A 24,531-nucleotide genomic window follows, 5' to 3' on the forward strand; every position below is an offset into this window, starting at 1 on the left:
CACTTGATTAGTATCTGAGTCATTATCTCGCACAGTTACAATCAAATACCGAATTTCACGAATAACATTACGATGCACATTCTGGCGGTTAGTAACCCACTGCAAAATGCCTATATCGAGCGCCATAATAAAACTATTCGATATTACTAGGTGAACAAATACCTATTTAAAACCATCGAAGAGGCACAAGATTATGCAACTAATGTGGTTATGGTTTTACAATCATGAAAGACCACATAAAGCTAATAACCCTAGGTCATCACTAATGGTAGCCTAACTTTTACTTTTAATTGCAGTTAAAAAATGGATGCTCACCACAGGATTTGAAGGTCATTATTGTGTTCATATCACTTCCATGATATTTTCACAAAAATCATGTGAATAACGTGTTAATGTGATGTGAACTCATAAATAGTTATGACTATAAACGCCTCCTCTCTATTATTACTTGCTCTAAAAAACGGCTCAACTGAGCTTATATCATTAAACATTCACAACAAAATACAGTTAAATGCAACTGATAAGGATAGAAACACTCCCTTAATGCTTTGCGCGATATATGGCCATATTGAAGCTTGCACTTTTTTGCTAGAACAAGGAGCAAATCCTGATTTACGTAACAATGATGACGAAACAGCCCTAGATATAGCTATAAAGTTAAATAATTTTACAATTCAAAATCTATTATCACCAATCGAATTAGAAAATGATCTAGAAGAGTTTTTTTTCGACTTTTGGGAGGTAGAGGAAGAGCTGGAGAAGCCGAAAACCAATCTTGAACTGGAGAGTCAGCTTAAGCAGTCTCATACAAATATCTCTACATTTAGATTTCGTGAGGATCTTCCTGATTGGAGTGACATTAATCTCAGTGTTACATCGGTTAATACTGAAATAACCCTTCTTATTGGGCTGCTAAGTGCTACGTTAAAGCAAAATGTATATAACCTAAGCCAACTTTCACAATTTTTACAAGATCACGGGTATGACTCGAAGGCTAACTCCTATCTCGTCAAACAATTAGATAGCTTAGGTATAGTAAAGTCTAGTCAATCAATAGAAATAAACCTCACTGATTCGATTCATGAGAACACTCATGACCTTTTAGAACATCTAGAGAGCTTTTCAAATCTCCGTTTTGGGACTGATCTATATACTAATTCAATTAAAGCGCTTAACCTGCTTGATAAACGAGCAGAACAGCGCATCGCACAAGAGCTAGATTCTGCAGTAATTGAAATACTACGCTTACATCAATATGTAAAACAGAGCACTTGGCAACCTCTACTTTCAAAACATCAAGCGTCTTTAGGTAATGAAGATGATGAAACTGGTAATATTCACTTTGACCCTATGAACTTTGATGGCTGCAACATTGATATAAGTTCATCATTTATCCAAAGGCCTTCTCGCTCTTACTTAAATCAACTGATGCCAATTCTTCTTGAATCGCCACATTCTCAAGAGCTAATCATTCAAATTCAGAGATATTTTAAAAACTTTAACCGCTTTGTGGAAAGTAACTTAAGACTTGTCATCTCAATTGCTAAAAAGTACTCCACGATCGGTGTCGATTTTGATGATTTAATCCAAGAGGGTAATGTTGGGCTCATGAAAGCGGTAGAAAAGTATGATTATAGAAAGGGGTTTAAATTCTCTACATATGCTACTTGGTGGATTAAGCAGGCTATAACTCGTTACGTGTCTGACACTTCAAATACTGTCCGACTTCCTGTTCACTTAAACGAAGTTATAAATAAATACCGTTCTTACATCACAAATTCAGAACAAAAAGGATATAAGCCTTCACAAAATGAGCTCTCCTCAGCTTTAGAATTAAGCATCCCTAAACTAAATAAGATAAAAACTCTTCATCAACACAGCAAGAACTTCCATGAAACAGAAGATTATTTATTGGCACCGGAGTCATATAATCCTGAAGTGTTAGCACTCAACTACTCCCAAACACAAAAAATACAGAGCGTAACTTCAGCTCTTACAAATAAAGAGTCAGACATAATAAAAAGACGTTTTGGTTTAGATGATTACCCAGAACAGACTTTGGAAGAGGTCGGGCTGGAGTATGGTGTAACAAGAGAAAGAATTCGCCAAATTGAAGCCAAGACGCTTAAAAAACTGACTTATAGACTGTCAGAACTATTACTAGAGACAGCATATGAGTCTTCATAAATACAGAAATGTTCCCCCTAGAGCTTCCGCGCTTCTAGAATCTCTTCGAGGCATGGGTTATAGCATTGAAACTGCAATCGCAGATGTAATAGATAACAGCATTTCTGCTCAAGCTGAAAATATATCTATAACTTTTCATTGGGCTCATAACCAGTCTTATATCGCTATTTTGGACGATGGGAACGGCATGAATGAGGCTAATTTAGAAAAAGCAATGAAGCTTGGTGAGATTAGTGCTATCTCCAAAAGAAAAGAAGATGATCTCGGGCGTTTTGGACTCGGTTTAAAGACGGCGTCATTTTCTCAGTGTCGGAGCCTAACTGTATCTTCAATAACTAAAGAAAGTGGTTTCCAATGTTTCCGATGGGACCTTGATTTATTAGCTTCCCAAACAGATGGAAGTTGGTTACTAATTGAAGGTCCTATAGAACAAGATAAATTTAAACAGGAGCCTCTAATAAAACAAAACAGAGGCACTCTTGTTCTGTGGGATCGACTGGATAGAGCTTTTCCTTCAAATATTACAGAGCAATATTTCCTTGATGCCATTGACTCAGTTCAAAAACATCTATCGATGATTTTTCATAGATTCATCGAAGATGCAGACATTTCAATTTCAATAAACAACCACAAAATTTCTAGTTGGGATCCATTTGCTAAGGGTCATTTAGCCAAAACGTGGGCGACAAGCTCAACAAAATTAGTAAATGGGAATGGCGCTAGAATTGAATGTCATGTTTTACCTAAATTAGAAATGCTAACAACTAAAGAAGCAAAGGAGCTAGAGGGCGTTAACGGCTGGAAAGAACACCAAGGTTTTTATGTATATAGAAATAAAAGGCTTCTAGTGCCCGGAAGCTGGCTTCGATTGGGGGATAGTCATCAGTGGAAACAAGACGACATAAATTCTTTAGTCAGAATTCAGCTTGATATCGGCAATTTATGTGATGAAGAATGGAAGGTAGACATAATAAAATCCAAAGTAACCCCTCCTCATTCAATAAGAGAATCCTTGGTTCGCTATGCATCAGAAGCTAGAAAAAGAGCCCAACAAACAAACAAAAGAAATATAACCCGAAACCTAAATATTTCGGAGCTGACTCAAGCTTCAATTTGGAACTGTACCTCAGACAATCATTACGTTATAGATCGTCAACATGTCGCTGTTGTTGCTCTAAACGAACAGTTATCGAATATAGCTCCGTTGAGTTTACTATTAAGCCTAATCGAGAAACAAAGACCAATCCAAAGAATGTGGGTTAATGAGCCTAGTGAAGAGCTCAAAGCAAAGCCAATTTCCGAACCTTCACGAGAAATGCACGAACTTTTAAAAGTTATGTATAAAAATATGATAAGTAGAAAAGGAATGTCTCATTCAGAAGCCATTCGTAAGTTGAATGAAACATCACCATTCCAGCAATACCCAGAGCTTATTTCTAAGTTAGAGGAAACCTAATGAATAACAAATCAACGGTTATAAAATTTGCCCAAGAGTTATTAGAAAGAGAAAAAGATAGCAACTGTGACTTTGAAGTAACGCCAAAAACTATCGAAGAAAAAGTAAAGCAAGTTTTGACTATTTTCACTTTAGAAATTGCTGATGACGAGTTTATGTTTATCACCACTGAACTCACTCGTAGATTAAGTTACTGGGTAGATAAGGATTCTTTTATTCAAGATGGTAATGATCATATTGAATGGCTTAGTATCGAGAGAAAGCAGAACAGACGCTATTGGCAAAGATACCGTGAATACATAGAACCCAAACTACCTTGGTCTGCCATCGACGCTCTTGATGAATCAACAGATAACATATTAGGCATGTTAGAAGACCCAACTAGAGAGGGGGCTTGGGATCGCAGAGGGATGGTTGTCGGTCACGTTCAATCAGGAAAGACTGGTAACTATACTAGCTTAATAAATAAGGCCGCCGACGCTGGTTATAAGATAATTATTGTCTTAGCAGGTCTACACAACAACCTTCGTGCGCAAACGCAAATGCGCTTAGATGAGGGCTTTCTCGGCTTCGAAACAAATCCAGATAAAAGTGTACAACACAGGGTCATAGGTGTTGGTAAAATAGATAAAGATCCTTCTATACGTCCAAACTACGCAACAAATCGTCAAGAAAAAGGCGATTTTAATAAAAGCCAAAGTAAAATGGGGATCACTCCAGAACAGCGACCGTGGCTTTTTGTCGTTAAGAAAAATAAGTCTGTTTTAGAAGGCCTATTGGAGTGGATCCAAATCAATGTAGCTCACAATAGTTCCTACGACCGCCAGAATAAATCGTTGAAAAAAGTACAACAACTACCGTTACTTTTAATAGATGACGAAGCAGATAATGCATCAATCGACACTAACGAACTTCAACATGGTCCCGTTAATGATGAGCACTCACCAACAGCTATCAATAGCTGTATTCGACAAATTCTTAACTCATTTTCTAAAAAAGCATATGTAGCTTACACAGCCACGCCTTTCGCCAACATATTCATTCATGATAAAGCCGAAACTCCATTAGAAGGTCGTGATCTGTTCCCTGAATCCTTTATCGTGAATCTAAGTGCTCCATCCAACTACGTTGGCCCTTCAAAGATGTTCTCTGAAGACAGCGAATTCGATGCCATTCGAGAAATAAGTGATCATTATGAATGGATGCCAACTTCTCCCAAGTCGAGCCATGTACCAATTCATCCATCAGAGGAAGGCTTCCCTGATTCTCTCAAAGAAGCAATCCACAGTTATTTGTTGGCGACTACTATTCGCTATTTAAGAGGCCACAAGGATGAACATTCCTCTATGTTAATACATGTAGCCCGCTTCACTTATATTCAGGATATTGTTCATTCATCTATTGAACGTTATATAAAAAAAATCAGCCAGTTACTTTCTTGGCGAACTGGGGGGCATAAGCAAGTATTGACAGAATTACATTCTCTCTGGACTCGTGATTTTTGCAATACCAATGACTTTCATTCTTTAGAGTGGAAAGAAATAGAAACCACACTAATTACTTTAATTCCTGAAATTAAAGTAAAACAAATAAATGGTACCGCTAAAGACGTCTTGGACTATAACGACTCTTCTCTTCCTCAAAGAGTAATAGCAATTGGTGGCGACAAATTGGCTCGCGGACTTACCCTCGAGGGGCTTTGTACTAGTTATTTCCTTCGCTGTTCTCGCATGTATGACACACTGATGCAAATGGGACGATGGTTTGGCTATAGAGAGGGCTACGCTGACCTTTGCCGTCTTTATACGACAGCAGATTTGGCTGAGTGGTTTGCGCATATATCTAAAGCCGCGACAGAATTACGTGAAGAATTCGAACAAATGGCGGCGTCAGGGCAAAAACCAATACACTATGGGTTAAAGGTTCGCTCCCACCCTACTCTATTAGTTACATCTCGATTAAAAATGAGAAACTCTGAACAACTCCGACTTTCATTCAGTGGGACCATTTCTGAAACAGTAACATTTCATAGCACAAGAGAACACATTGAAAAAAACTTTATTTTATTCAAGAACCTAACAAGTTTGTTAGGACCAAGTAGTCCAGTGGTTGTATTCAATGGTGAGACGTTTCAAGAATCAAAAAACCGCGTAATGTGGAGTGATATACCAGCCCAAAAAGTAATCGACTTTTTGGCGGCATATGTTACTCACGAAGAATCCGTGAAAGTAAATAGTACTCTTATGTCCAATTTCATCCGTGAAATGGTGAATGTTCATGATGAACTAAAGTTATGGGATGTGGCAGTTATCGGTGGCAAATCTGAGGAAAAATTGGATTTTGACGATGATATTAGATTAGTTGAGCGTACTTTAAAACCTTATGAGAACCGTGTTTCTATTGGAAGGCTGTTGAGTAATCGAGACGAGTTTATAGGTTTGTCTGAAACTGACTATCAAACAGCTATGGAAGATACTTTAGCCCACTGGGAAAAGACCAAAAGCAAACATAATCGTAAACAACCAACCGAACCCGCTGGTATACAAGTTAGAAAAGTCAAAGGAGCAACAAAACAAGCCAAGGGCTTGCTGTTATTGTACCCATTGTCTCCTGATTCTGCTTATCTACCTTCTATTGATCAACCAATTATCGCAATTGGTGTTAGTTTTCCATCTAGTAGCAGCAATACCCAGGGAACAGAATACTACGTAAATAATGTTTTCCAGGACTATGAGAATGCTTGATCTGTATAAGTTGAAGGAATCGTGGGCTGCATTTTACTCTGATGAGAATAAGTCAGGAGTAAGATCCATTCCTTTATTGAGCGCTAATAAACGAAGTTATTATGCTGCAATGTCTTATCCGGATAACGCAGAGTCAATAATGATTGAAGTGTGTAAAGATACCAAAATACCTTCTTCGATTGATTCATTGGGTTTCAGCATTACATGTAAGCTTTTGCCGAACAAAAAATACGTTATTGTTGTCACCAAAAGCAAAGATGCGAGCTTAGATATTTTCTATACTATGTGTATCGATCTTATTGATTGTGTATATCAATCAGAGCATAGCTCTGCAATAATTTCGAGGCTATTTGCATGGAAAAATTTCATGAAAAGCCCTACTAATTACTTATCACAATCTAGCGAAAGAGGGTTATTTGGAGAACTCATAGTTTTGAATAAACTAGTGGATTTGTGTGAGTCTCATTCTAAGTTACTCGACTCATGGCTTGGGCCTATAAGAGGCTTACACGACTTTGAGCTTCCTAGCGGCTCAATAGAAGTAAAAAGCACAGTAAAAAGCTCAAATTGCGCTCAAATTACGTCCCTAGATCAATTAGATGTAACGCCTGAGTCATCCCTTTATTTAGCACTGGTCAAACTAAAAAAATGTTCTAACTCTGGTCAAACATTAGATGATTTGATTGAGAATACAGCAGCGAGACTAGATCCATCTTTAAAACCTGACTTTTATAACAAACTTATATTTTGCGGATATTTACCAAGCTATCAGGTATCTCGTCCTTACAAAATTCAATATAGAAGTGATGAATGTTATTACTATCATGTTGACCAAGCTTTTCCATGCTTGAGGGCAAGTAATGTACCTCATCAAGTAAAAAATATTTCATACCAACTAGATCTGACATATCAACCAGAAGTCACTAGCGCGGTTATAGAAAAATTAGTAGAAGGCCTCTAATGGAATTAATCGATTTTCTTAAGCAGACTCAAACTGAGATAAAAGAAGAATTAATCGGCAGACAAGCCGATAGCTCTCAAGCCCTACCCTTTGAAGATGAATTATTTACAGAAGTTGTCACTAGTCATATGGTAGAGATTGGTATGACTTTTGATAGTACAGTAATGTGTCATTATCAAGCAAAGGTAGGAAATGCTAATGTAAAAATTAGTGGGTATGCGATTTCAGAAGAACTTGATCAATTAGACCTATACATCAGTTTATACAATGATGTTGATGATATTACACACCTGCCAGACTCTGAGACTAAGAAAGCAGTCGAACATTGCTACCGATTTCTGACAATGACTGCAGATGGAAAGCTTGCCGGTAAAGTCGCGGAAAATACTGAAATTTACACTTTTGTCAAAACAATTGAGGCTGTATTTTCAGATTTGGATCAAATTCGCATATATGTTCTTACTGACTGTAAAGTAAAATCTAAACAGTTCCAATCTCGAGAACATGCCGGGAAAACTATCAAGTTAGAAGTCATCGACATAGAGCGTCTATACAACCATATACAATCTGGTAAGCCTCGTGATGAACTTGTTGTTAACTTTACTCAAGCATGGGGAGAGTCACTTCCTTGCGTTTGGGTTCCAGGACAATTTGAAGAATATGACTATGCAATGACGGTAATTCCAGGTGAAGCTCTTCGTTATCTTTACGATAAATATGGCCAACGAATTTTGGAGGCTAACGTTCGCTCCTTTTTGAGCCAAACAGGCAAAGTAAATAAAGGCATAAGAGATACTCTACGAAATGAACCTGATAAGTTTATGGCCTTTAATAATGGGATCGTAATTGTCGCTGATGAAGTATCATTAGAAAGAGATAGTGAAGGAACACCTGGTATTTCTTGGCTGAAAGGAATGCAGATTGTCAATGGTGGTCAAACTACAGCTTCAATGTTTTTCACTAAAAAGAAGTACCCTGACACAAATCTCTCTATGGTAAGAGTTCCAGCCAAAATAATTGTACTCAAAAAAAGTAACCCTGTACAAGAAGAGAACTTAATCTCGGACATCGCTAGATATGCAAATAGTCAAAATGCAATTAGGCAATCTGATTTAGCCGCAAACACCCCTTTCCATATAAGTATAGAAAAACTAGCTCTATCGACTTTTTGCCCGGATGGTACTAGTCGCTGGTTCTACGAACGAGCAGCGGGTAGTTATAGAGTTATGTTAGAAAGAGAAGGAAAAACAAAAGCCGGAATTGATGCTCTCAAAAAAGCTATTCCCACTAAACGGAAAATCACTAAAACAGACTTGGCTAAATTTATGTGTTCATGGCTGAAAAAACCCGATGTAGCAAGCTTGGGAGGCCAAAAAAGTTTTGCTGCATTTATGGATATAGTCGCACCTTCAGACGGGACAAATCCGTTTGATCCACAACCTAGTGACTATAAGGCAATCATTGCTCAGGCTATAATATTCAAAGAAACCGTTAGATTAACACGCCCCATGTTTGAAGCATTTAAGGCGAATGTTAATACTTACACAGTGGCATGCTTAGCATATCACTATGCGGATGAAATAAACTTAAATGAGATATGGAATAATCAATCGATATCTAGCGGTTTAGAAAAAATGCTGAAAGAGTATGCTATAAATATAGATGTCTTATTAAAGGCATCAGCAGGCGGAAAAATGATTTCAGAATGGGCTAAAAAGCCTGCATGTTGGGAGTATATAAAGAAACATGCCTCTAAAGTAGAGCTCCCCCCAAACACTAGAGAATTCTAACGTACCCATAAAACACCGTCATTATTCAGGCTGAATAATGACGGTGTTAAAAATGTTTGAGCGATACCAATCTCCCTAGCTCTGTCGTAAACTGAGATCTTGCAGTTATATTTTAATGGCACAGGATCTCTCAGATACAATTATGCAGCTAAAGAGTAAAATTGTTCCCATGGTATCATCTTTCCGATGGTGTTCATTTTACAGCGGTGGAGCTAAAAGTACTAATCGAGCGGATGCGTGAACAGATCCAAAACGTAGAATAAGCTTTTCGCGTTTAGATTAGTCGCTGTAAAAGACAAGCAGTAAAATATAAGGAAGCCCAGCTAAATGCTGGGCTTTTTGTTAAGATTGAACCATCACCCACATTCAACTGTAAAGTTAACTCTGAGAGACTCACGCTTGCTAACGCATTAACTTCTAGCTTTTACTCTAGTGCCTTTGCCTTAGCGATAAAAGGGCCCATTAGTTGAGCTACAGCACGAAATACCGGTACCACAACTGAATTACCAAACTGCTTGTAGGCACTGGCATCAGCACAGACTATACGAAAATTTGTATCGTTCTCATCTCTGTCAAATTCGGGCTTCTCAAAGCCCATCAGGCGGGCACACTCCTGAGGGCTCAGTCTACGCGGAGTCTTGTAGGTAGCATCAAATTCGGGGGCATATCGACCATTTTCGAAATCGTATTCCTTTTCCCATTCCTTAACGACAGCCTTATATTCTAGTTCTGTCATCTCAGAATTTTCAAACTTAACCTTGTCTGCATGCCTTGTTGAAAAAGCCTCTCGCTCTTGATTCTTACGGATCGCATGCTCCCTGCTTTCCCGAAGATAGCTGTCTTCCAGCCCACTTTGATTGATTAGGATCTCGGAGCCGTCCTTGTGATATCTCGCTGACAATGTACGAGTCACTGCGTCAGGGTTATTCGGATCGACAATCCCAAATCCGAACCCATTCCCCTTGCTCTGGTGTTTCAGTGCATAGTGATAAAGGTAATTCCACAAATTCTCAGTCAACGTGTACTTATCTTTCTCCTCCTTACTCAGATTACAAAGGACTTCAGCTACAGTGTAACGCTTTTCTGGTTTGGGAATATTTTTCAGGTCTATCTCTTTCAGCGTTGGATCTTTTACGATCAGGTCCTTACGCACTCCGACAAGGCAGACACGTTCGCGGTGCTGCGGCGTAAAATGTGAGCCATCGATAACTACGGGATCTTGCTTACGCTTACGAACATTGGCGATGGCCTCTTGTATACTGCTCCCCTCGTCAGTGATGTTAGCCACCCAATAGCCTGCATTCTCAAGTGAGAGAACAATTGTGGCAAAAGTATTGCCCTTATCATGGCTCTTAAGGTTCTTAACGTTCTCCAGCACGAAGAACTTAGGCTGGCAAGCATCAAGAATCAGCTCGACATCGAAGAATAACGTGCCCTGAGTGTCACAATCAAAGCCATGGGCTCGACCCAACGAGTTTTTCTTTGATACACCAGCAAGCGAAAACGGCTGACACGGAAAACCAGCGAGCAGTACGTCATGCACAGGAATATGCTTCTTGATATGCTCGTGCTTCTCTTTACGGCTCATAAGGCTGTTACCGCTCTGCGTAACCTTAGTGATATCCATGAAGGAAGTATTCCTTTCCGGATTATCTTTCTCGTTGTTAAGAAAATAATCCAGTTCGTGTTCGTCCAAGTAATGGTTGGCAAGATAGGTGCGGCGTGCCTTTTGCTCCCATTCACAAGTGAAAACACATTTCCCGCCAATATCCTCGAAGCCTTTACGCAGACCACCGATACCAGCGAACAAGTCGATGAAAGTGAACTCCTCGTTGTCCCAATGCGCAGGTTTCTTCGGCAGTAATTGTTGTTTAATAAAATCTCTAGCATTTTCGTCGATGATGATGGCATTTTTTTCGGGATCTTTAGTCCAACGATTGAGCTCAGTACGATCTATTCTAAGCTTCTTTAGCTCTGCACCATCTTTAAGCTCTGCCAGCTTTGCTAGCTGGATTGCTAGGTTCTTCTGATCATAGACTTCGATTAGTAATCGAAGCAGCTTGTTCGTTTCCCGAAGATCATTTCTAGTTCTTTGTTCCGCTTCAAAATCACCAAGCCTAATTTCTTTCATTGTACGCATCACTTCTGGGTTAATTGTGTGCGAGTTTATCACACGTTTTTCCCTATTTTCGAGTTACATGTGAATTTATACAGTATTCTTGAAATAAAAGGGGAAAGAATCGATGTCTACTTTAATTATTGGATTGAGCGCACTAGATATAGAGCTAGCCGAGACCTGAGTGTTTTTCCAGTTAGGTTAATGTAGTCAGCTAAAACTACACACCTTTAGGGAATGGCGTATTTACTTCAACTATCTCGACCGTTATTGAAGCCATGCTAACCAATTCAACCTTTAACCCTTCTAGAGTTTGATGCTTGTCGTAATTCAGAAGCTAGACTTAAATGCTTTGTTGTCCCTACAATCGTTGTAAACAATTAATTTCGTCTATAAAGTCCTTGAATGACATCAGCCATTCGACCTGCGCCGGTTGATAACTTGCCTGAATTGCCTCAGGTACTACAAGCTGCAATTGCAATTCCTCCATCTGCAGGGTCTGAGCTTCGCTGATAGCAGGCTCCATTGTTATAAGATGCTTACGTTGAACGCGTTTAGCCTCAGCTAAAACCTGCCTCCACCTGTCCTTACAGGTAGTCTTGGCACCCAAGACACGGAGTCTTTCGTTAGGGAAAAAAGTATCCGCATAACTATCACTCCCCGGGAAGAGGAAGTCAGGTTTCTGCCTTCCTTCTGTTTTAGCTCCACGGTCAAACCGAATACCGTTAGCAAACAGTATAATTTCGATATGGTTCTCGAAAGCATGCCCACTACGTGACTTCCTGCGGTTTTGGACACTAAGCGAGAAACGTACAAATTCGTCAACATCATCGCCATTCTCTCCGAACCCTTCACGCAGTCTCTGCTGCACAATATGCCTCTCAAGTTGCCTGAATGCCGACTCTTCAGTCTCCATCCACTCTATGAGTGCAGTATCAGGAGCTTCGACCGGAGATAACTCCCTAGTTAGATCACGTGCAAACTTGGAGAAATCCTTAGTTTTGGGAAATGTGGCACCGAACCTATCGAGGATAAGCTCGAGGTAGTCGGTACCGTTGGAGCCGATTTCTAAACCGTACCGCGCGAACATTAGCCTTATTGGGAGAGTAAAACCTGGCGTGCCGACCTCCACGCCAGTTAGTCCTTTCTTATTGGTGTTAGTGTCCCGCACACCGAAAAGTGTTCTGATTTGATCTTCGTAATCGCTATTTGGCGGGCAAAAAAACATCAACAATGTTCCTTCTCGCGTAACTGCTATCAAGAAGAAATCGCCGGGCTTGAACATATTACTAACATCGTTAGATTTGTAATAGAGCCTCCACTCAGACGAGCGGTTAGGGTCTTGATAGCGAGTATCGTACCAAGTAACAGTATCTTCGCTAATGACCGGCTCACCTTCTTCCTCAGTTAGGTAGACGAGCGTCGCGGCAATCTTTATCTGGCTGCCGTCATTCGGAGTCCCCAAGTCTCGGCCAATGCCAGCCTTGATCAACCCACCAATCTCATGCTGGTTTGACACCGGACTTGCATCGACGGCTGTAAGGTACTTGAACGCGGCGGACGTGAATACATCAGCGAGCTGCTCAAACATTCTTATCTCTTATTATCTAAATACTATAGAATTAGATTAACCTAGATTGACCTCAAACTCATCAGTAAGTTACATTTTTTGATTGTTGTATTGTATATATTAGTAAGGTTCATAAGTCATAGATTAGAAAATTTTTCAGCTATAAATACATGGTTAAAAATATCCTATTAAGAAACCTAACCATTCTATTCAAATAACTCAGTTACACATGAGCTGGGCTCACTTTCCGCGAACTTACCCTAACAATTACAACTTACTCCACCAATCGCCCCCAGCCAACTAGCCTGTTTTTTTAAACACTGTTTTCTAATTTAAAATCATTGCCCGACGTCGCGAGTTTGATAAATAAACATATTTTGAAATTTCCTTACAAAACAAGTATTAACAAAACTTCATAATTACATCGCTCGACCAAAAAGTAAGCACTTTTTAGACCACCGAAACCGCAACAAGTATTTTACTTTTCATTTCGTTGTTTAGCCTAAATCTCGTTGCTACCATCCGCGCACTTTCCATTTGAAGTTATTTGTCATGCCAACTTGCGAGCAGCCAACAGCTGAAAAGTTAGACCCTGAACACGTAAACTCTGAACAGTCACACAATGAAAAGTTACCCTCAAAAATGCTAAATCCTATCTTAGTTCAAGGCGCGATGGACGTTGAAGTCGAAACGCTTGTTGCCGCCCTTAGTGATGTAAAACAACAAACATTTGGTGCGTGGACGTTCTGGCAAGGCCTATTAGATGGCTACCCAGTTGTAGTGTCGCGTACCGAGATTGGTTTGGCTAACGCCGCCGCATCTACCACTTTGGGCATTGCGCATTACCAGCCAAAAGTGATCATCAATCAGGGCACCTCTGGTGGTCACGATCCTAAGCTATTCCGCTCTGACATCGTAATTGGTGCAACCAGCTTTAACATGGGCGCTTACAAGATTGAGTTCGTTGAAAAAGGCCAAGGCATACACCCAACTACTTGGCAGAATTTCGATATGCCAATGTACCTGCGTGAAAACGGTGTTGTGGTTGAGCATAACCACTTTAAAGCCGACCCTAAGCTAGTTGAAGTCGCCCTATCGCAAGCAAGCAGCTACAGCCACGGTAAAGTGGTTGTGGGTAGAATTGGTAGCTGTGACGAATGGAACCGCGAAGTTGACCGCATTAACTGGTTCCACGAAACCATGGGCACCTCAGTTGAAGAGATGGAAACCTCTGCGGCTGCGCAAGTTGCCGAAGCTTACAAACTGCCTTTTGTGAGTATTCGCGTGCTGTCTAATACCGACCAACATAAGCAAGACTTTGAGCCGCAAACGGCGATTGATTGTCAGGTTTATGTGCTTGATGTCATCAAGGCATTAATTAAGACCTTTTAAAGCCAGTAAAAAAGCATCTAATCAACAAGATGAGTGACGGGAATAACAAGCGTATTCCCGCCCGCTTTCGCTCGCTTTAAAAGCGCTAATTTAACGCTTCATTGTTATAAAAAATGCTTTAAAGAATGCTCTAAACATCGGGGAGAACATTAGCCTCCCCTTTACATCAACTTAGATAGTAATAGACAAAATAAATGCAAATTTTAATCAGTATTGTTGGCATCATCACCCTACTTGCAGTAGCGTTTTTAGCCTCTGAAAACCGTAAAGCCATTAATTACCGCACGGTTGGTTTGGCGTTTTTACTGCAGTTAATTATGGGTGCGTTTGTCATCTATTCATCGTTTGGCCAAGCTGTTATCTTTAATATGGCAGAAGCGGTTTCAACCGTAATAGGCTACAGCAATGAAGGCATGTCGTTTATGTTTGGCGGCCTTGTTAGCGATAAGATGTATGAACTGTTTGGCCCAGGCGGCTTCGTTATCGCCTTTAAAGTGCTACCGATTATCGTGTTTTTCTCGGCAATTTCAGCAGTGCTATATTACCTAGGCATCATGCAGTGGGTGGTTCGCATTGTAGGTGGCGCACTGCAGAAAATCCTTAATACCAGCAAAGCAGAATCTATGTCTGCCAGTGCCAACATCTTCTTAGGTGTGACTGAAGCGCCACTGCTCATTAAGCCTTATATTCCTAAGATGAGCCGCGCTGAGCTGTTTGCGGTAATGTGTGGTGGTTTAGCCTCGATTGCCGGCACCATGCTAGCCGGTTATGCCCAGTTAGGCATTAAGATGGAATACCTGTTAGCGGCTTCGTTTATGGCGGCGCCGGGTGGTTTACTGTTTGCTAAGTTATTAATCCCGCAAACCGAGAAAGTAAACGACCAAGATCTAACGGTTGTTGAAGAAAATCCACCAGCTAACATTATTGACGCAGCGACAACCGGCACCATGAACGGTCTATCGTTAGCAATGGCTGTGGGCGCAATGTTGTTTGCCTTTGTCAGCTTAGTGGCATTAATGAACGGCATGCTAGGCGGCATTGGTAACTGGTTTGGTTTTGACGGCCTAAGCTTACAGCTGATCCTTGGCTATCTGTTTGCCCCTGTTGCATGGTTGATGGGTGTCGCGTGGGATGAAGCGCTATTAGCAGGCTCGTTCATCGGCCAGAAGATTGTGATTAACGAGTTCTTTGCTTATATCAACCTTGCACCTTACCTAACTGGTGACATGATTGTTGAATCAACTGGCTTGCCAATGTCTGATCGCACTCAGGTGATTTTATCATTCGCACTGTGTGGCTTTGCTAACTTAGGTACGGTAGCGATTGCGATTGCCGGTATTGGTGGCTTAGTGCCAGAGCGCCGCTCTGAAATTGCCTCACTTGGCTTGAAGGCATTATTTGCCGGTATCTTGTCGAACCTAATGGCAGCAACCATTGCCGGTTTGTTTATGAGCTTTGTTTAAATAGCCCATTTTTAGCGGCTAGTTAGCCAACAGGCCCATATGACATAAACGTCATATGGGCCTGTTTTGTCTGCAGTATACACCGCGATTACACTTGATAAATTATCCGTTCAGCATGCCACTTGCAGCTTATTGGTGTCATTCAAGCCAGCATATATTTTACCTACTGCAAACTCGGCAATAAGAATAGTAAACACAACGGCAAAGAAAGCGACGACACCGTTGAACGGCCCGCTAAATGAGACCTTTTCGCCAAACATCACATTTATCGCCTCAAGGATCATAAACTTGCTACCTACCAAGATAATGTAGGTGCTAATTCCTCGATAGACTTTTGCAGCCCTGCCGGGTTTAGCCTTAAAAAAGGCAGCGACTTTATGCTCGGTTTTAATCGACAACTTAAGTAGCGTCAGCAAAAGTAATGCTGCAACTAGTGAAATGCTAAAGGACTCAATGGAAACCCAGTGCCAATACTCATTAAAGAAATTGAGCACAGTTAAATAAACCAATACAGCTAGGCTATAACCTACAAATCGTTGCTGAGTCATACTTCCTCCACTCTCTTTGCTCGTTGAATTAATTACGTTAAACCGACTTAGGTAGTAGCGCTTTTTCGATATTAAATGCTTCGATGATCTTGTTTGCTGAAATATCAATATCCGCTATCGATGTGTGATAATTCAACACTGAAAACAGCATGGTCTTTAAGCCTTTGTAGCCTGATGTTGATGGATAAAGATATCCATCCTGCTGCAGTCTATGTACCACGCGTGCGGTAAGCTCATTGCGATATTCCACATCACCTATGCCAAATTGCGCTGAGAATCGATTCGACACCACATCATTAAGAATGGTAATGCCGTCCACCTCTCGCAAAATATCAGCCATGCGTTTGGCCAAGGCGCAGCAGTTATCTAAATGGTTGACTATGCCTTGCTTACCCAGCGACTTAAACGCGGCGTAGACAGGCAGACCACGGGCACGTCTTGATGCGGCTATTCCAAAGTTAATTGCATTACGATCCGGCTTATCCATCGCATCATTTAGGTAGTCGCCCATATTGCCTCCGCCCATTGCCGAAGTGATTTTGGCAGGGTCTTTCACTATCACCATGCCGCAGTCATAAGGCATGTTGAACCACTTATGACCGTCAGTATCAATCGAATCGGCTCGCTCAATACCTTTTAACAGATGCTTTTGCTTATCACTCGCTGCCGCCCAAAGTCCTATCGCGCCGTCCACATGCAACCAAGCGTTACCATGGTTAGCCACAGCATCGGCAATCTCGTCGAAAGGATCGAAAGCCCCCGAGTCAATGCAACCCGCTTGGGCACAAACCAGTGTTGGTCCGCTTATATCGGCTAACACCCGCGCAAGCTCCTCAGGAATAAGACGAAGATTATCGTCTGTCGGCACTTTTACTATGGTTTCAATCCCCAAACCTATCATTGAAAGTGCGCGCTTAATGGTTGAGTGAATTTGGTCACTCACGACCACATTCACCTGCGGCGCGCCATATAGACCTTTAGTGGCCACATCCCAACCTGCATTTTCTAGCAGCGAATTACGCGCGGTGATTAGCGAGGTATAAATCGCTTCTTGAGCGCCTGAGGTAAAACCAACCGCAGAGCCTTTGGTTAAGCCAAGTAGTTCTACCATCCATTCAGCGGCTGTTTCTTCGGCAACTGCCATTGCCGGGCTAGACACGTAATACGGCACATTTTGATCCCATGCGCTCACTAACCAGTCTGCCGCTAATGCCGCAGGAAAAGTGCCGCCTATGGCGTAGCCGAAGAATCGTGGCCCACCCGACGCGACCAAACCTGCATCAAGTGACTTTGCCATTTGATCAATTACTAATTCTGGCGCCGTCGGTTGTTGCGGTAACTCACCAGCAATCAATTCGCGTAGCTGCGCAGAGGTGATCTCTTCGGCAACTGGACGTTCATCTAGCGACTCAAGGTAAGAGACTGCGTGATCTAAAGAACGCTCTAGTGAACCGCGATATTCATTAAAATGGTGTGACATATTTAGTACTCTTCAAGTAGGAATTTGAGTCTAATATACCAGCGATATTTTTATAAAATGGCCATTTGGTGACAGTCAAAACAAAAGCTCTACAGTGACGCTGAACAGTCATATCTTTGATAGCAAAACGGCGCCTAGTTATATCAACTAAGCGCCGTTTTACTGCAGTAGCAGTCTCGATTATGGCAGCGATTACAACGTGTTTTTGTAGACGATGCCATCTTTCATAATCATCTTTTGCTTATTGGTATCAGCAACACAGGCAATACCTGCAAGTGGATTGCCCTCAATGATCAATAGGTCAGCGTAAGCACCTTCAACCACTTTACCTAAACACCCTTGTTGGTACGGATGTTGATAAGTCGACATTTCAAATAAGCGTCCGCAGTTTGAGGTCGCCATTCGCAAAGCGGTTATTGTGTCGAAGGTCTGCTCAATCGCTGCGAGCTCATTGAGTTGAGTGGCGTGTACGCTGGCTTCACCTACGCAGTCGGTACCAAATGCAATATTGTCGATCTGATATTGCTTAATCAGTTCGGCGGATTTGAGCATCGCCTTACCTACCCGTTCAGTTTTACGGTAGGTCTCTTCGTTTGGTAGCGGGATCTTACGCTCTGCAATCAAAGACGCGGTAAAGTAAGACGGGATCACCCAAATACCTTTGTCTTTAATGGTTTGGGCAATGTCATCATCCATAATGGTGGCATGTTCAAACGACATCACTCCCGCTTCTGCGGCTCGGCGCATCGCGTCTGCCGTATGGATATGCGCTGCAACATAAGTGCCGTAATCAGTTGCCGCCTCAACAGCCGCTTTCATCTCATCAAGAGTAAATTGCAACGTATCGAGCGGGTCAAACGTGGATGATGCGCCGCCGCCAGCCATGATCTTAATTTGCGATGCGCCCATAAACAATTGCTCACGCACCGCTTTTAATACTTCTGATCTGCCATCTGCTACTTTCATTGCGCCAAGCTTCATCATCGGTGAGTCTTCGTGTTGGCCGATCCGCTCCTGCGCTTGATTTTGGCGGTAATCAGAATGACCACTGGTTTGAGAAACTGCGGCCATCGATGGCAAAATGCGTGGCCCCTTGGCGTAACCTTTGTCGATACTGTTTTTAAGGCCGAGGGTGTTACCTGCAACATCGCGAATGGTGGTAAATCCACGCATCAACATCTCTTTTGAAATATGCGCTGAACGAATCGCCACCTCTTCACGGGTCATAGTGTCGATAACATTAAATGGTGCTGACAAGGTAATATGCACATGTGCGTCCATTAAACCTGGCATCACGGTGCCACCTTTAGCGTCAATCACCTCATCAGCAATCGACAAATCGATGTCATCTTGATGGCTAATTTTACGAATCAAGTTATCTTCAATCAGCACTGCAACATTCTCTAATAATTGGTTGTCGGTGCCGTTAAAAACATTGGCGTTGATAATAAGTTTTTTCATCGTTGATCCCTCGGTAGCATTGCTTTACTAAAATGGTTTCGTCTAACTGATAAGCAAATATTACCAACGTCACCGCCAGCATAATGGCCATTTGATGACACCAAATTAAACAGAGAATTTAACGTAATAATATGAGGGTAGCTCGAACTTAACGCCTTAATGTCGCGCTAGGATATTCGCCAAAAAGATGGGCATAATGTTGACTAAAACGGCCCGCATTTATCACGCCATATTTACGCATAACTTCAGCGACACTGGCATAACATGCAGATTTCAATTCTTCACGGATCAGATGCATACGCCGAATGGTTAAATACTGTTTTGGCGTGATTGAATAGACTTTATTAAAGGCATATTCCAAGGTTCTTACGCTACAAAAACAGTGTTGAGCTAGCTCGGATATTGAGATGCGTAATCTACCGCTATTATTGATGTAATCAGACGCTCTCGCAGCGACTGCAAAGCGTTTGTTAAAGGGCATTGAATGGTTTTTTATCCCACTAGAAAGTTCAAACAATATTCTTAGGTTATTGGCGATGTATTCCTGAATATCAAAAGCCAAGATTGGCGAAATGCTGTGATGATTGGCAAGGGTCAAGTCGATAATATAACTCAGTTCTGATTGGAATTTATCGAAAGAATAAAGCTTAACGTTACCGCTTCTTATCCCCTCTGATTGCGCAATCACGGCATCGAGTAATTCATGGCCTAACACTCGTTTCAAGTAACTGATCTCAACGGCTAAGTGATAGCCATCAAAAGAGGGAGGATATACTGCGATAATCTCCTTTGATGGAGGGATCACATACAAACTCTGGTTGAGTAGCTCGATGCCGTTCACTTTTAGCCGCTGTTTGTTCTTCGGCACGGTAAAACTAATAAAATCGGCATCACACTGACCGTGGAACATGATGGACTGCTCGAAGCCTAGACGGGAAATATAAAGGTTAGGAAAATGAACTATCTCACTTGAGAAGTGCATTTTCCCTGATGAAAGCTGACGTGCAAATTGATCTAGATGAGTAAATGATTTAACCAGTTCTTCTATTTCGTTATGAACAATAACTACTCTCTCTAGCATAGCTTTGCTCTCACGGCTCAGTTGCGTAACTCGAAAAATGATAACTCGTCGAAACACCAAAATGCTCTTTTGCTCGATACATGGCTTTATCGGCCAAGCTCAACTCTTGGGTGCAATCAAATTGCTTAACCCTAAAAATGATTGCACCTATGCTTGCGCCAACCTCCAATAAAAGATCACCTACACAAAATGGCTGTCTGAGCACTTGCTCAACCTTGTGTACCATTTTTCGGCCGAGCTCTTCTGTGGCGATATTGGAAAACACTATCGAGAATTCATCACCACCAAGGCGAGATAAGCAATCTTGATTGCGGCAACAGCCCTGCAGCCGCTTTCCGACAATATAGAGCACCTCATCGCCGACGGCGTGACCATACTTGTCATTAATGCGTTTAAACCAATCAAGGTCGATATACAGCATGGCCAAGTGCTCATCTTTCTCTTTGGTTTTTTTGGCTGCATTTTTTAAGTCACTATAAAAAATCCGTCGATTAGGTAAACCAGTCAAAGGATCTAGATTGGCACGCCTCCAAGCACTCTTTTCATACTCCTTACGTGCCGTAATATCTCTCGCAATAGCGATAAAATATTCCACACCTTGGTAAGTCGAAATTGAGACACTGTTCTCGACAGGGAAAATACTGCCATCTAGCTTTTTATGGTAGGTTTCATACACGCTGTTGTGTTCATTTTTAATTCTTAATGCGACGTCTTTCCATTCATTTAAATCATGGATGTTAATATCGATATCAAAGATTTTAATCCCATTAAAATCACCTGAAGAATATTGCAATCGGCGGTACGCTGAATAATTACAGCTTAAAATAGTTCCGCTATCCGGCTCTATAATGTAAATCGCGTCATTGGAATGTTTCACTAAGGTATCCAACATATCAAACTACCTTCATAGCCTGTAAAATCAACAACATAAGACTAGCAATGGATAATATTGAAATCCTTGAACTTAAAAGCTGCCAGACTTTTAAGTAATATCTATATCTCACTCTCAATTTGAAGCTTCATTGCTCAAAAATAATTAATCTAAAATTCTAACCTAAGATTTAACATCCTCTTTTTAATAATGTTCCTTACGCAGCTACGTGTATAAAAACAAAGTTACCCATATCTGTTAACTTTTGAAACCCAACCGCCGAATATTTGCGTAAAGCGTATAAAGCGCTCACAAAACAAACTAACTTGCTAAAGCTTGTTATATTCGTAACACAATCATGAAGTCTTATTCGTTTAGCGCTCTTTGCGAATTTCTTTAGTCGCTATACTCAATTTAAAATCATTCATATACTGAATAATGTGGTTTAATTTTGGGATAATTTATGTGCGGTCGGCTAAACATCATTGATGACATGTTTGTACAAGCATTGATGGAAGATTTGCGGATTAAAAACCAGCAAGAGATGCTGTTTGGGCGCTTTAAAATGCCAACTAATGACATCAGTATTGTGCGCGAAATTGATGGCGAGCGTAGGTTACAAACGGCGACCTGGTGGTTACTACTTGAAACAGCTTACGAAGGCTTTAAGCCTAGCCGTTATACCTCATTTAACACCCGGTTCGATAAACTAAACACACCCAATAGCGCTGGTTTTACGGCCTTTAGAGAGAATCGTTGCTTAGTGCTAGCCAGTGGTTTTGGTGAAACAGAAAAGCAGGGAAAAGACACTTACTATCATGACTTTATTGCCGAAAATTCAGCAATGGTATTTGGCGGGTTATATCGAGACTGGCTGCATCCTAAAACGGGGGAAATCACCACATCTTGCTCCATTATCACTAACCCACCGCATCCCGATTTAATGCCATACCACAGTAAAGCGAGTCCGATGATTTTGCCACAAAATGATGACGTGTTCGATGCCTGGTTAAACCCAGCAAACCAGCAAGTAGAGATGTTTGATGACTTACTTAAACCCAGCAAACCAGCAAGTAGAGATGTTTGATGACTTACTTAAACCTGCTCTTAGGCATGATTTTACGGTGCAGCAAATAAACAAGCCGAGCCAGTATCAACCTATTGGTCAAACTGCTCGGCTTATTCCTAACGACTACTCTAGCTAATCGTTAGCTGAAAGACTTAGTTTAGGTAAGCGCTTAATGTGTCTTGCTGATTTAGTAAACTTTGATACATAGTAAACTGGTTTGCAGCCCGCTCTAGGTTATGGCCTTGATGGTGAATTTGGAAATACACATCGCCATTTAGATGATCGGTTAGGAACCGTACGCCAATCATTAAACACATCACTCTGGCACCTAACCACAAGCTCTTGCGCTCATCATCATTAAGCACATCACCCAGCTCACTTAAGTACCCTTTACAGATAGCGCCAAATATAGACTCGCGTACCTGCACTTTATCAAGCGCTGTAGAGTCCTCTTCTTCTGGGCTGCAAAAAGTACGAACCATGTCACCAAAGTCATACATTAAATAGCCTTTCATGCAGGTATCTAAGTCGATAATAGCTAAGCTCGACATGTCACGCTTATCAAAAAGCATGTTGTTGATTTTGGTGTCGTTATGACAAATTCTATGCGGAAGTTTAGTTTCTACCGCAGCTAACTCTTGCAGTAAATCTTGCTGCGATAATACAAAATCAACCCAGTCACGGCACTGATTGACTCGACCATGACTGTCTGTCTGAACCGCTTGCTCAAGCAGCTCAATACGCCCTGGAAGGTGATGAAAGTTAGGGATCACATCTTCTATCGTGTCTGCATCAAGCTCTGTTAACGCGGCAGAGAAATGACCAAAAGCTTTTGCTGCCATTTCGGCATCCGCTTCACAGCCGACAACATCAATACTGTGGCTATGTGGTAAATAATTGATACCGCGCCAAAAACCGTGTTCGCCTAAATCAACGAATAGATCTTTGTTTGTTGTGACTTCAGGTGACACGACTTGCAAACCGTATTGGCCTGACGCCACTTTAGCATGCAAATGTTGGCTGATTTTGTCAGCGTTATACACTAAAGCTGTTGGTGTTTTAAATACCTCAGTATTTATTTTCTGCAGCACAAAATCGCTATCAGGGCCGCGCACTAAAAACGTATAGTTAATATGGCCATTTCCCAAAGGGGATATTTTGGCGTCATCTGCTGCAACACCAAAATGCGACAAAACATTTTGTCTTATAAAATCTATCACCCAACACTCCAGTTATTTTCTGTATCACTTCTGCTATCTGGGCTTTTTCCAGACTTTCCCTGCAAAGGCTTTATTAAAAATGGTTTTATTTTAATTGTGTAAGCTACCTCTAGGGCTAAATTGCCGTTAGAGTTTCCTGTAGCTTTGATCTCACCCACTGCACATCTTCAGGATAAGTCACCCCATACCAAGACTCTTGCGCCACACTGACGTTAACGCCCCAATCAGATGTACTTTGGAGCTCTGCATCGATCCGTGCTTGCACCACGTTAGGCAAATAGCATTCAGTTTTTGGCTGCTTGCCATGCTGCTTTAAAAATTCACTAAACTGCTGTTCTATCACAGCAAAAATGTCAGGTTTAAACCCCCAACAAGTCATAGAAACCACAGCATCATCGGTCAGAGCAAACTGTTGCTCGTTAAGCGTACCGGTGAGCTCTGCGCCATCTTTGCGGATATCTAACCATTCAGCGACATCGATAAGCTTACCGTTTTCAACCTGGCATAGACCACGGTTAACGCCGCCATTATCTGATAAGGTCAACCCAATTGGGTATCCGACCATCATCCAGTTGTCATCAGCTGTTGATAATCCTTCGGCTAATAAGCTAAACGCACTGTCGCCATAAAAATCATCGGCATTAATCACTGCCATAGGCCCATCTACATGGGCTCTAGCGCTCCAAAGTGCATGCGCTGTCCCCCAAGGCTTTTGGCGTTGTGCGATATCTGCAAAAGCTTGTGCTTCTGAAGGCAGATCATCAATCGACTGCAAGCAATATACGCAGCTAAAATCATCGCTTAACTTACCTGCTAGCGCTTGGTCTAGCATATGCGCTAATTCTGGCCTAATCACCAAAACCGCTTTGGTAAACCCAGCTTTGTACGCACTCTTTAATGAGAGTTCCAACATCGTTTCGCCATTAGGTCCAAGTTCTGCCAGCTGTTTATCACCGCCAAATCGGCTACCTAAACCTGCCGCAAGGATCACTAAGGTCAATTGTTGTGCGTTGTTACTCATGAAGTCTTTCATCTCTCAAACAGATGCAATTTAGCATCACAATAAGGCGACGCAGTTTAAAGATACTACAAAGCAATATCCAGCGATAATAGCCATATAAC

The 24,531-nt window shown here is 41.5% G+C and carries 17 protein-coding genes; 8 read left to right on the forward strand and 9 right to left on the reverse strand.

Annotated elements, in window-relative coordinates:
- Nucleotides 1–417 precede the first annotated feature (417 nt).
- From AB4298_RS06035 to AB4298_RS06055, 5 genes are read left to right on the forward strand one after another with little or no spacing between them, the layout of a single operon-like run.
- Nucleotides 418–2,187, forward strand: coding sequence for a sigma-70 family RNA polymerase sigma factor (locus AB4298_RS06035; protein WP_371986029.1), 1,770 nt, complete (start codon nucleotides 418–420; stop codon nucleotides 2,185–2,187).
- Nucleotides 2,174–3,643: an ATP-binding protein gene (locus AB4298_RS06040; RefSeq protein WP_371986030.1), complete on the forward strand. Its 1,470-nt coding sequence runs from the start codon at nucleotides 2,174–2,176 to the stop codon at nucleotides 3,641–3,643. The genes AB4298_RS06035 and AB4298_RS06040 overlap by 14 nt, the downstream gene beginning before the upstream one ends.
- Nucleotides 3,643–6,387: a Z1 domain-containing protein gene (locus AB4298_RS06045; protein ID WP_371986031.1), complete on the forward strand. Its 2,745-nt coding sequence runs from the start codon at nucleotides 3,643–3,645 to the stop codon at nucleotides 6,385–6,387. Before AB4298_RS06040 ends, AB4298_RS06045 begins: the two co-directional genes overlap by 1 nt.
- Nucleotides 6,380–7,348: a PD-(D/E)XK motif protein gene (locus AB4298_RS06050; RefSeq protein WP_371986032.1), complete on the forward strand. Its 969-nt coding sequence runs from the start codon at nucleotides 6,380–6,382 to the stop codon at nucleotides 7,346–7,348. The genes AB4298_RS06045 and AB4298_RS06050 overlap by 8 nt, the downstream gene beginning before the upstream one ends.
- Nucleotides 7,348–9,138, forward strand: coding sequence for an AIPR family protein (locus AB4298_RS06055; RefSeq protein WP_371986033.1), 1,791 nt, complete (start codon nucleotides 7,348–7,350; stop codon nucleotides 9,136–9,138). The genes AB4298_RS06050 and AB4298_RS06055 overlap by 1 nt, the downstream gene beginning before the upstream one ends.
- Before the next feature lie 424 nt (nucleotides 9,139–9,562).
- Here AB4298_RS06055 and dcm read toward each other — a convergent pair whose 3' ends face one another.
- Both dcm and AB4298_RS06065 read right to left on the reverse strand, forming a co-directional pair.
- Nucleotides 9,563–11,269: a DNA (cytosine-5-)-methyltransferase gene (dcm, locus tag AB4298_RS06060; RefSeq protein WP_371986034.1), complete on the reverse strand. Its 1,707-nt coding sequence runs from the start codon at nucleotides 11,267–11,269 to the stop codon at nucleotides 9,563–9,565.
- A gap of 346 nt (nucleotides 11,270–11,615) precedes the next feature.
- Nucleotides 11,616–12,845 (reverse strand): type II restriction endonuclease, encoded by a 1,230-nt coding sequence (locus AB4298_RS06065; protein ID WP_371986036.1) that lies wholly within the window; start codon nucleotides 12,843–12,845, stop codon nucleotides 11,616–11,618.
- Between the two features lie 531 nt (nucleotides 12,846–13,376).
- Between AB4298_RS06065 and AB4298_RS06070 the strand changes: the two genes are divergently transcribed.
- The gene (locus AB4298_RS06070) at nucleotides 13,377–14,216 is read left to right on the forward strand and encodes a 5'-methylthioadenosine/S-adenosylhomocysteine nucleosidase (protein WP_371986037.1); all 840 of its coding nucleotides are present in this window, start codon (nucleotides 13,377–13,379) and stop codon (nucleotides 14,214–14,216) included.
- A 194-nt stretch (nucleotides 14,217–14,410) separates the two neighbouring features.
- Nucleotides 14,411–15,679: a NupC/NupG family nucleoside CNT transporter gene (locus AB4298_RS06075; RefSeq protein WP_371986039.1), complete on the forward strand. Its 1,269-nt coding sequence runs from the start codon at nucleotides 14,411–14,413 to the stop codon at nucleotides 15,677–15,679.
- Nucleotides 15,680–15,789: 110 nt separating this feature from the next.
- On the opposite strand, the gene AB4298_RS06080 is transcribed toward AB4298_RS06075, so the two are convergent.
- From AB4298_RS06080 to AB4298_RS06100, 5 genes are all read right to left on the reverse strand, one after another.
- Nucleotides 15,790–16,227, reverse strand: coding sequence for a hypothetical protein (locus AB4298_RS06080; RefSeq protein ID WP_371986040.1), 438 nt, complete (start codon nucleotides 16,225–16,227; stop codon nucleotides 15,790–15,792).
- 37 nt (nucleotides 16,228–16,264) lie between these two features.
- On the reverse strand, nucleotides 16,265–17,707 hold the full coding sequence (locus AB4298_RS06085) for a pyridoxal phosphate-dependent decarboxylase family protein (protein ID WP_371986041.1): 1,443 nt from the start codon (nucleotides 17,705–17,707) through the stop codon (nucleotides 16,265–16,267).
- A 192-nt stretch (nucleotides 17,708–17,899) separates the two neighbouring features.
- On the reverse strand, nucleotides 17,900–19,168 hold the full coding sequence (locus AB4298_RS06090; protein ID WP_371986042.1) for a metal-dependent hydrolase family protein: 1,269 nt from the start codon (nucleotides 19,166–19,168) through the stop codon (nucleotides 17,900–17,902).
- 148 nt (nucleotides 19,169–19,316) lie between these two features.
- On the reverse strand, nucleotides 19,317–20,249 hold the full coding sequence (locus AB4298_RS06095; protein ID WP_371986044.1) for a helix-turn-helix domain-containing protein: 933 nt from the start codon (nucleotides 20,247–20,249) through the stop codon (nucleotides 19,317–19,319).
- Nucleotides 20,250–20,259: 10 nt separating this feature from the next.
- Entirely contained in the window at nucleotides 20,260–21,141 is an 882-nt protein-coding gene (locus AB4298_RS06100; RefSeq protein ID WP_371986045.1) for a sensor domain-containing protein, read from the reverse strand.
- A gap of 442 nt (nucleotides 21,142–21,583) precedes the next feature.
- On the opposite strand from AB4298_RS06100, the gene AB4298_RS06105 reads away from it, so the two are divergent.
- Nucleotides 21,584–22,207 carry an SOS response-associated peptidase family protein gene (locus AB4298_RS06105; protein WP_371986046.1) on the forward strand — a complete coding sequence of 208 codons (624 nt, stop codon included), beginning with the start codon at nucleotides 21,584–21,586 and terminating at the stop codon, nucleotides 22,205–22,207.
- 134 nt (nucleotides 22,208–22,341) lie between these two features.
- Here the strand turns inward: AB4298_RS06105 and AB4298_RS06110 are convergent, their stop codons facing one another.
- Together AB4298_RS06110 and AB4298_RS06115 are read right to left on the reverse strand one after the other, a co-directional pair.
- Complete coding sequence (locus tag AB4298_RS06110) at nucleotides 22,342–23,409, reverse strand: phosphotransferase enzyme family protein (protein WP_248999931.1); 1,068 nt, start codon at nucleotides 23,407–23,409, stop codon at nucleotides 22,342–22,344.
- 115 nt (nucleotides 23,410–23,524) lie between these two features.
- On the reverse strand, nucleotides 23,525–24,430 hold the full coding sequence (locus AB4298_RS06115; RefSeq protein WP_371986047.1) for an NTP transferase domain-containing protein: 906 nt from the start codon (nucleotides 24,428–24,430) through the stop codon (nucleotides 23,525–23,527).
- Between the last annotated feature and the right edge of the window lie 101 nt (nucleotides 24,431–24,531).

It is taken from the genome of Shewanella sp. 10N.261.52.F9 (genome assembly GCF_041471165.1).
Classification (GTDB): Bacteria; Pseudomonadota; Gammaproteobacteria; order Enterobacterales; family Shewanellaceae; genus Shewanella; species Shewanella marinintestina.

What these genes read in the sequence shown, in the direction of transcription:
- AB4298_RS06065 (WP_371986036.1), bottom strand. Translation starts at nt 12,845, where the DNA reads ATGTTTGAGCAGCTCGCTGATGTATTCACGTCCGCCGCGTTCAAGTAC.
- AB4298_RS06040 (WP_371986030.1), top strand. Translation starts at nt 2,174, where the DNA reads ATGAGTCTTCATAAATACAGAAATGTTCCCCCTAGAGCTTCCGCGCTT.
- AB4298_RS06035 (WP_371986029.1), top strand. Translation starts at nt 418, where the DNA reads ATGACTATAAACGCCTCCTCTCTATTATTACTTGCTCTAAAAAACGGC.
- AB4298_RS06080 (WP_371986040.1), bottom strand. Translation starts at nt 16,227, where the DNA reads ATGACTCAGCAACGATTTGTAGGTTATAGCCTAGCTGTATTGGTTTAT.
- AB4298_RS06055 (WP_371986033.1), top strand. Translation starts at nt 7,348, where the DNA reads ATGGAATTAATCGATTTTCTTAAGCAGACTCAAACTGAGATAAAAGAA.
- AB4298_RS06095 (WP_371986044.1), bottom strand. Translation starts at nt 20,249, where the DNA reads ATGCTAGAGAGAGTAGTTATTGTTCATAACGAAATAGAAGAACTGGTT.
- AB4298_RS06100 (WP_371986045.1), bottom strand. Translation starts at nt 21,141, where the DNA reads ATGTTGGATACCTTAGTGAAACATTCCAATGACGCGATTTACATTATA.
- AB4298_RS06105 (WP_371986046.1), top strand. Translation starts at nt 21,584, where the DNA reads ATGTGCGGTCGGCTAAACATCATTGATGACATGTTTGTACAAGCATTG.
- AB4298_RS06070 (WP_371986037.1), top strand. Translation starts at nt 13,377, where the DNA reads ATGCCAACTTGCGAGCAGCCAACAGCTGAAAAGTTAGACCCTGAACAC.
- AB4298_RS06045 (WP_371986031.1), top strand. Translation starts at nt 3,643, where the DNA reads ATGAATAACAAATCAACGGTTATAAAATTTGCCCAAGAGTTATTAGAA.
- AB4298_RS06050 (WP_371986032.1), top strand. Translation starts at nt 6,380, where the DNA reads ATGCTTGATCTGTATAAGTTGAAGGAATCGTGGGCTGCATTTTACTCT.
- AB4298_RS06090 (WP_371986042.1), bottom strand. Translation starts at nt 19,168, where the DNA reads ATGAAAAAACTTATTATCAACGCCAATGTTTTTAACGGCACCGACAAC.
- AB4298_RS06075 (WP_371986039.1), top strand. Translation starts at nt 14,411, where the DNA reads ATGCAAATTTTAATCAGTATTGTTGGCATCATCACCCTACTTGCAGTA.
- dcm (WP_371986034.1), bottom strand. Translation starts at nt 11,269, where the DNA reads ATGAAAGAAATTAGGCTTGGTGATTTTGAAGCGGAACAAAGAACTAGA.
- AB4298_RS06115 (WP_371986047.1), bottom strand. Translation starts at nt 24,430, where the DNA reads ATGAGTAACAACGCACAACAATTGACCTTAGTGATCCTTGCGGCAGGT.
- AB4298_RS06085 (WP_371986041.1), bottom strand. Translation starts at nt 17,707, where the DNA reads ATGTCACACCATTTTAATGAATATCGCGGTTCACTAGAGCGTTCTTTA.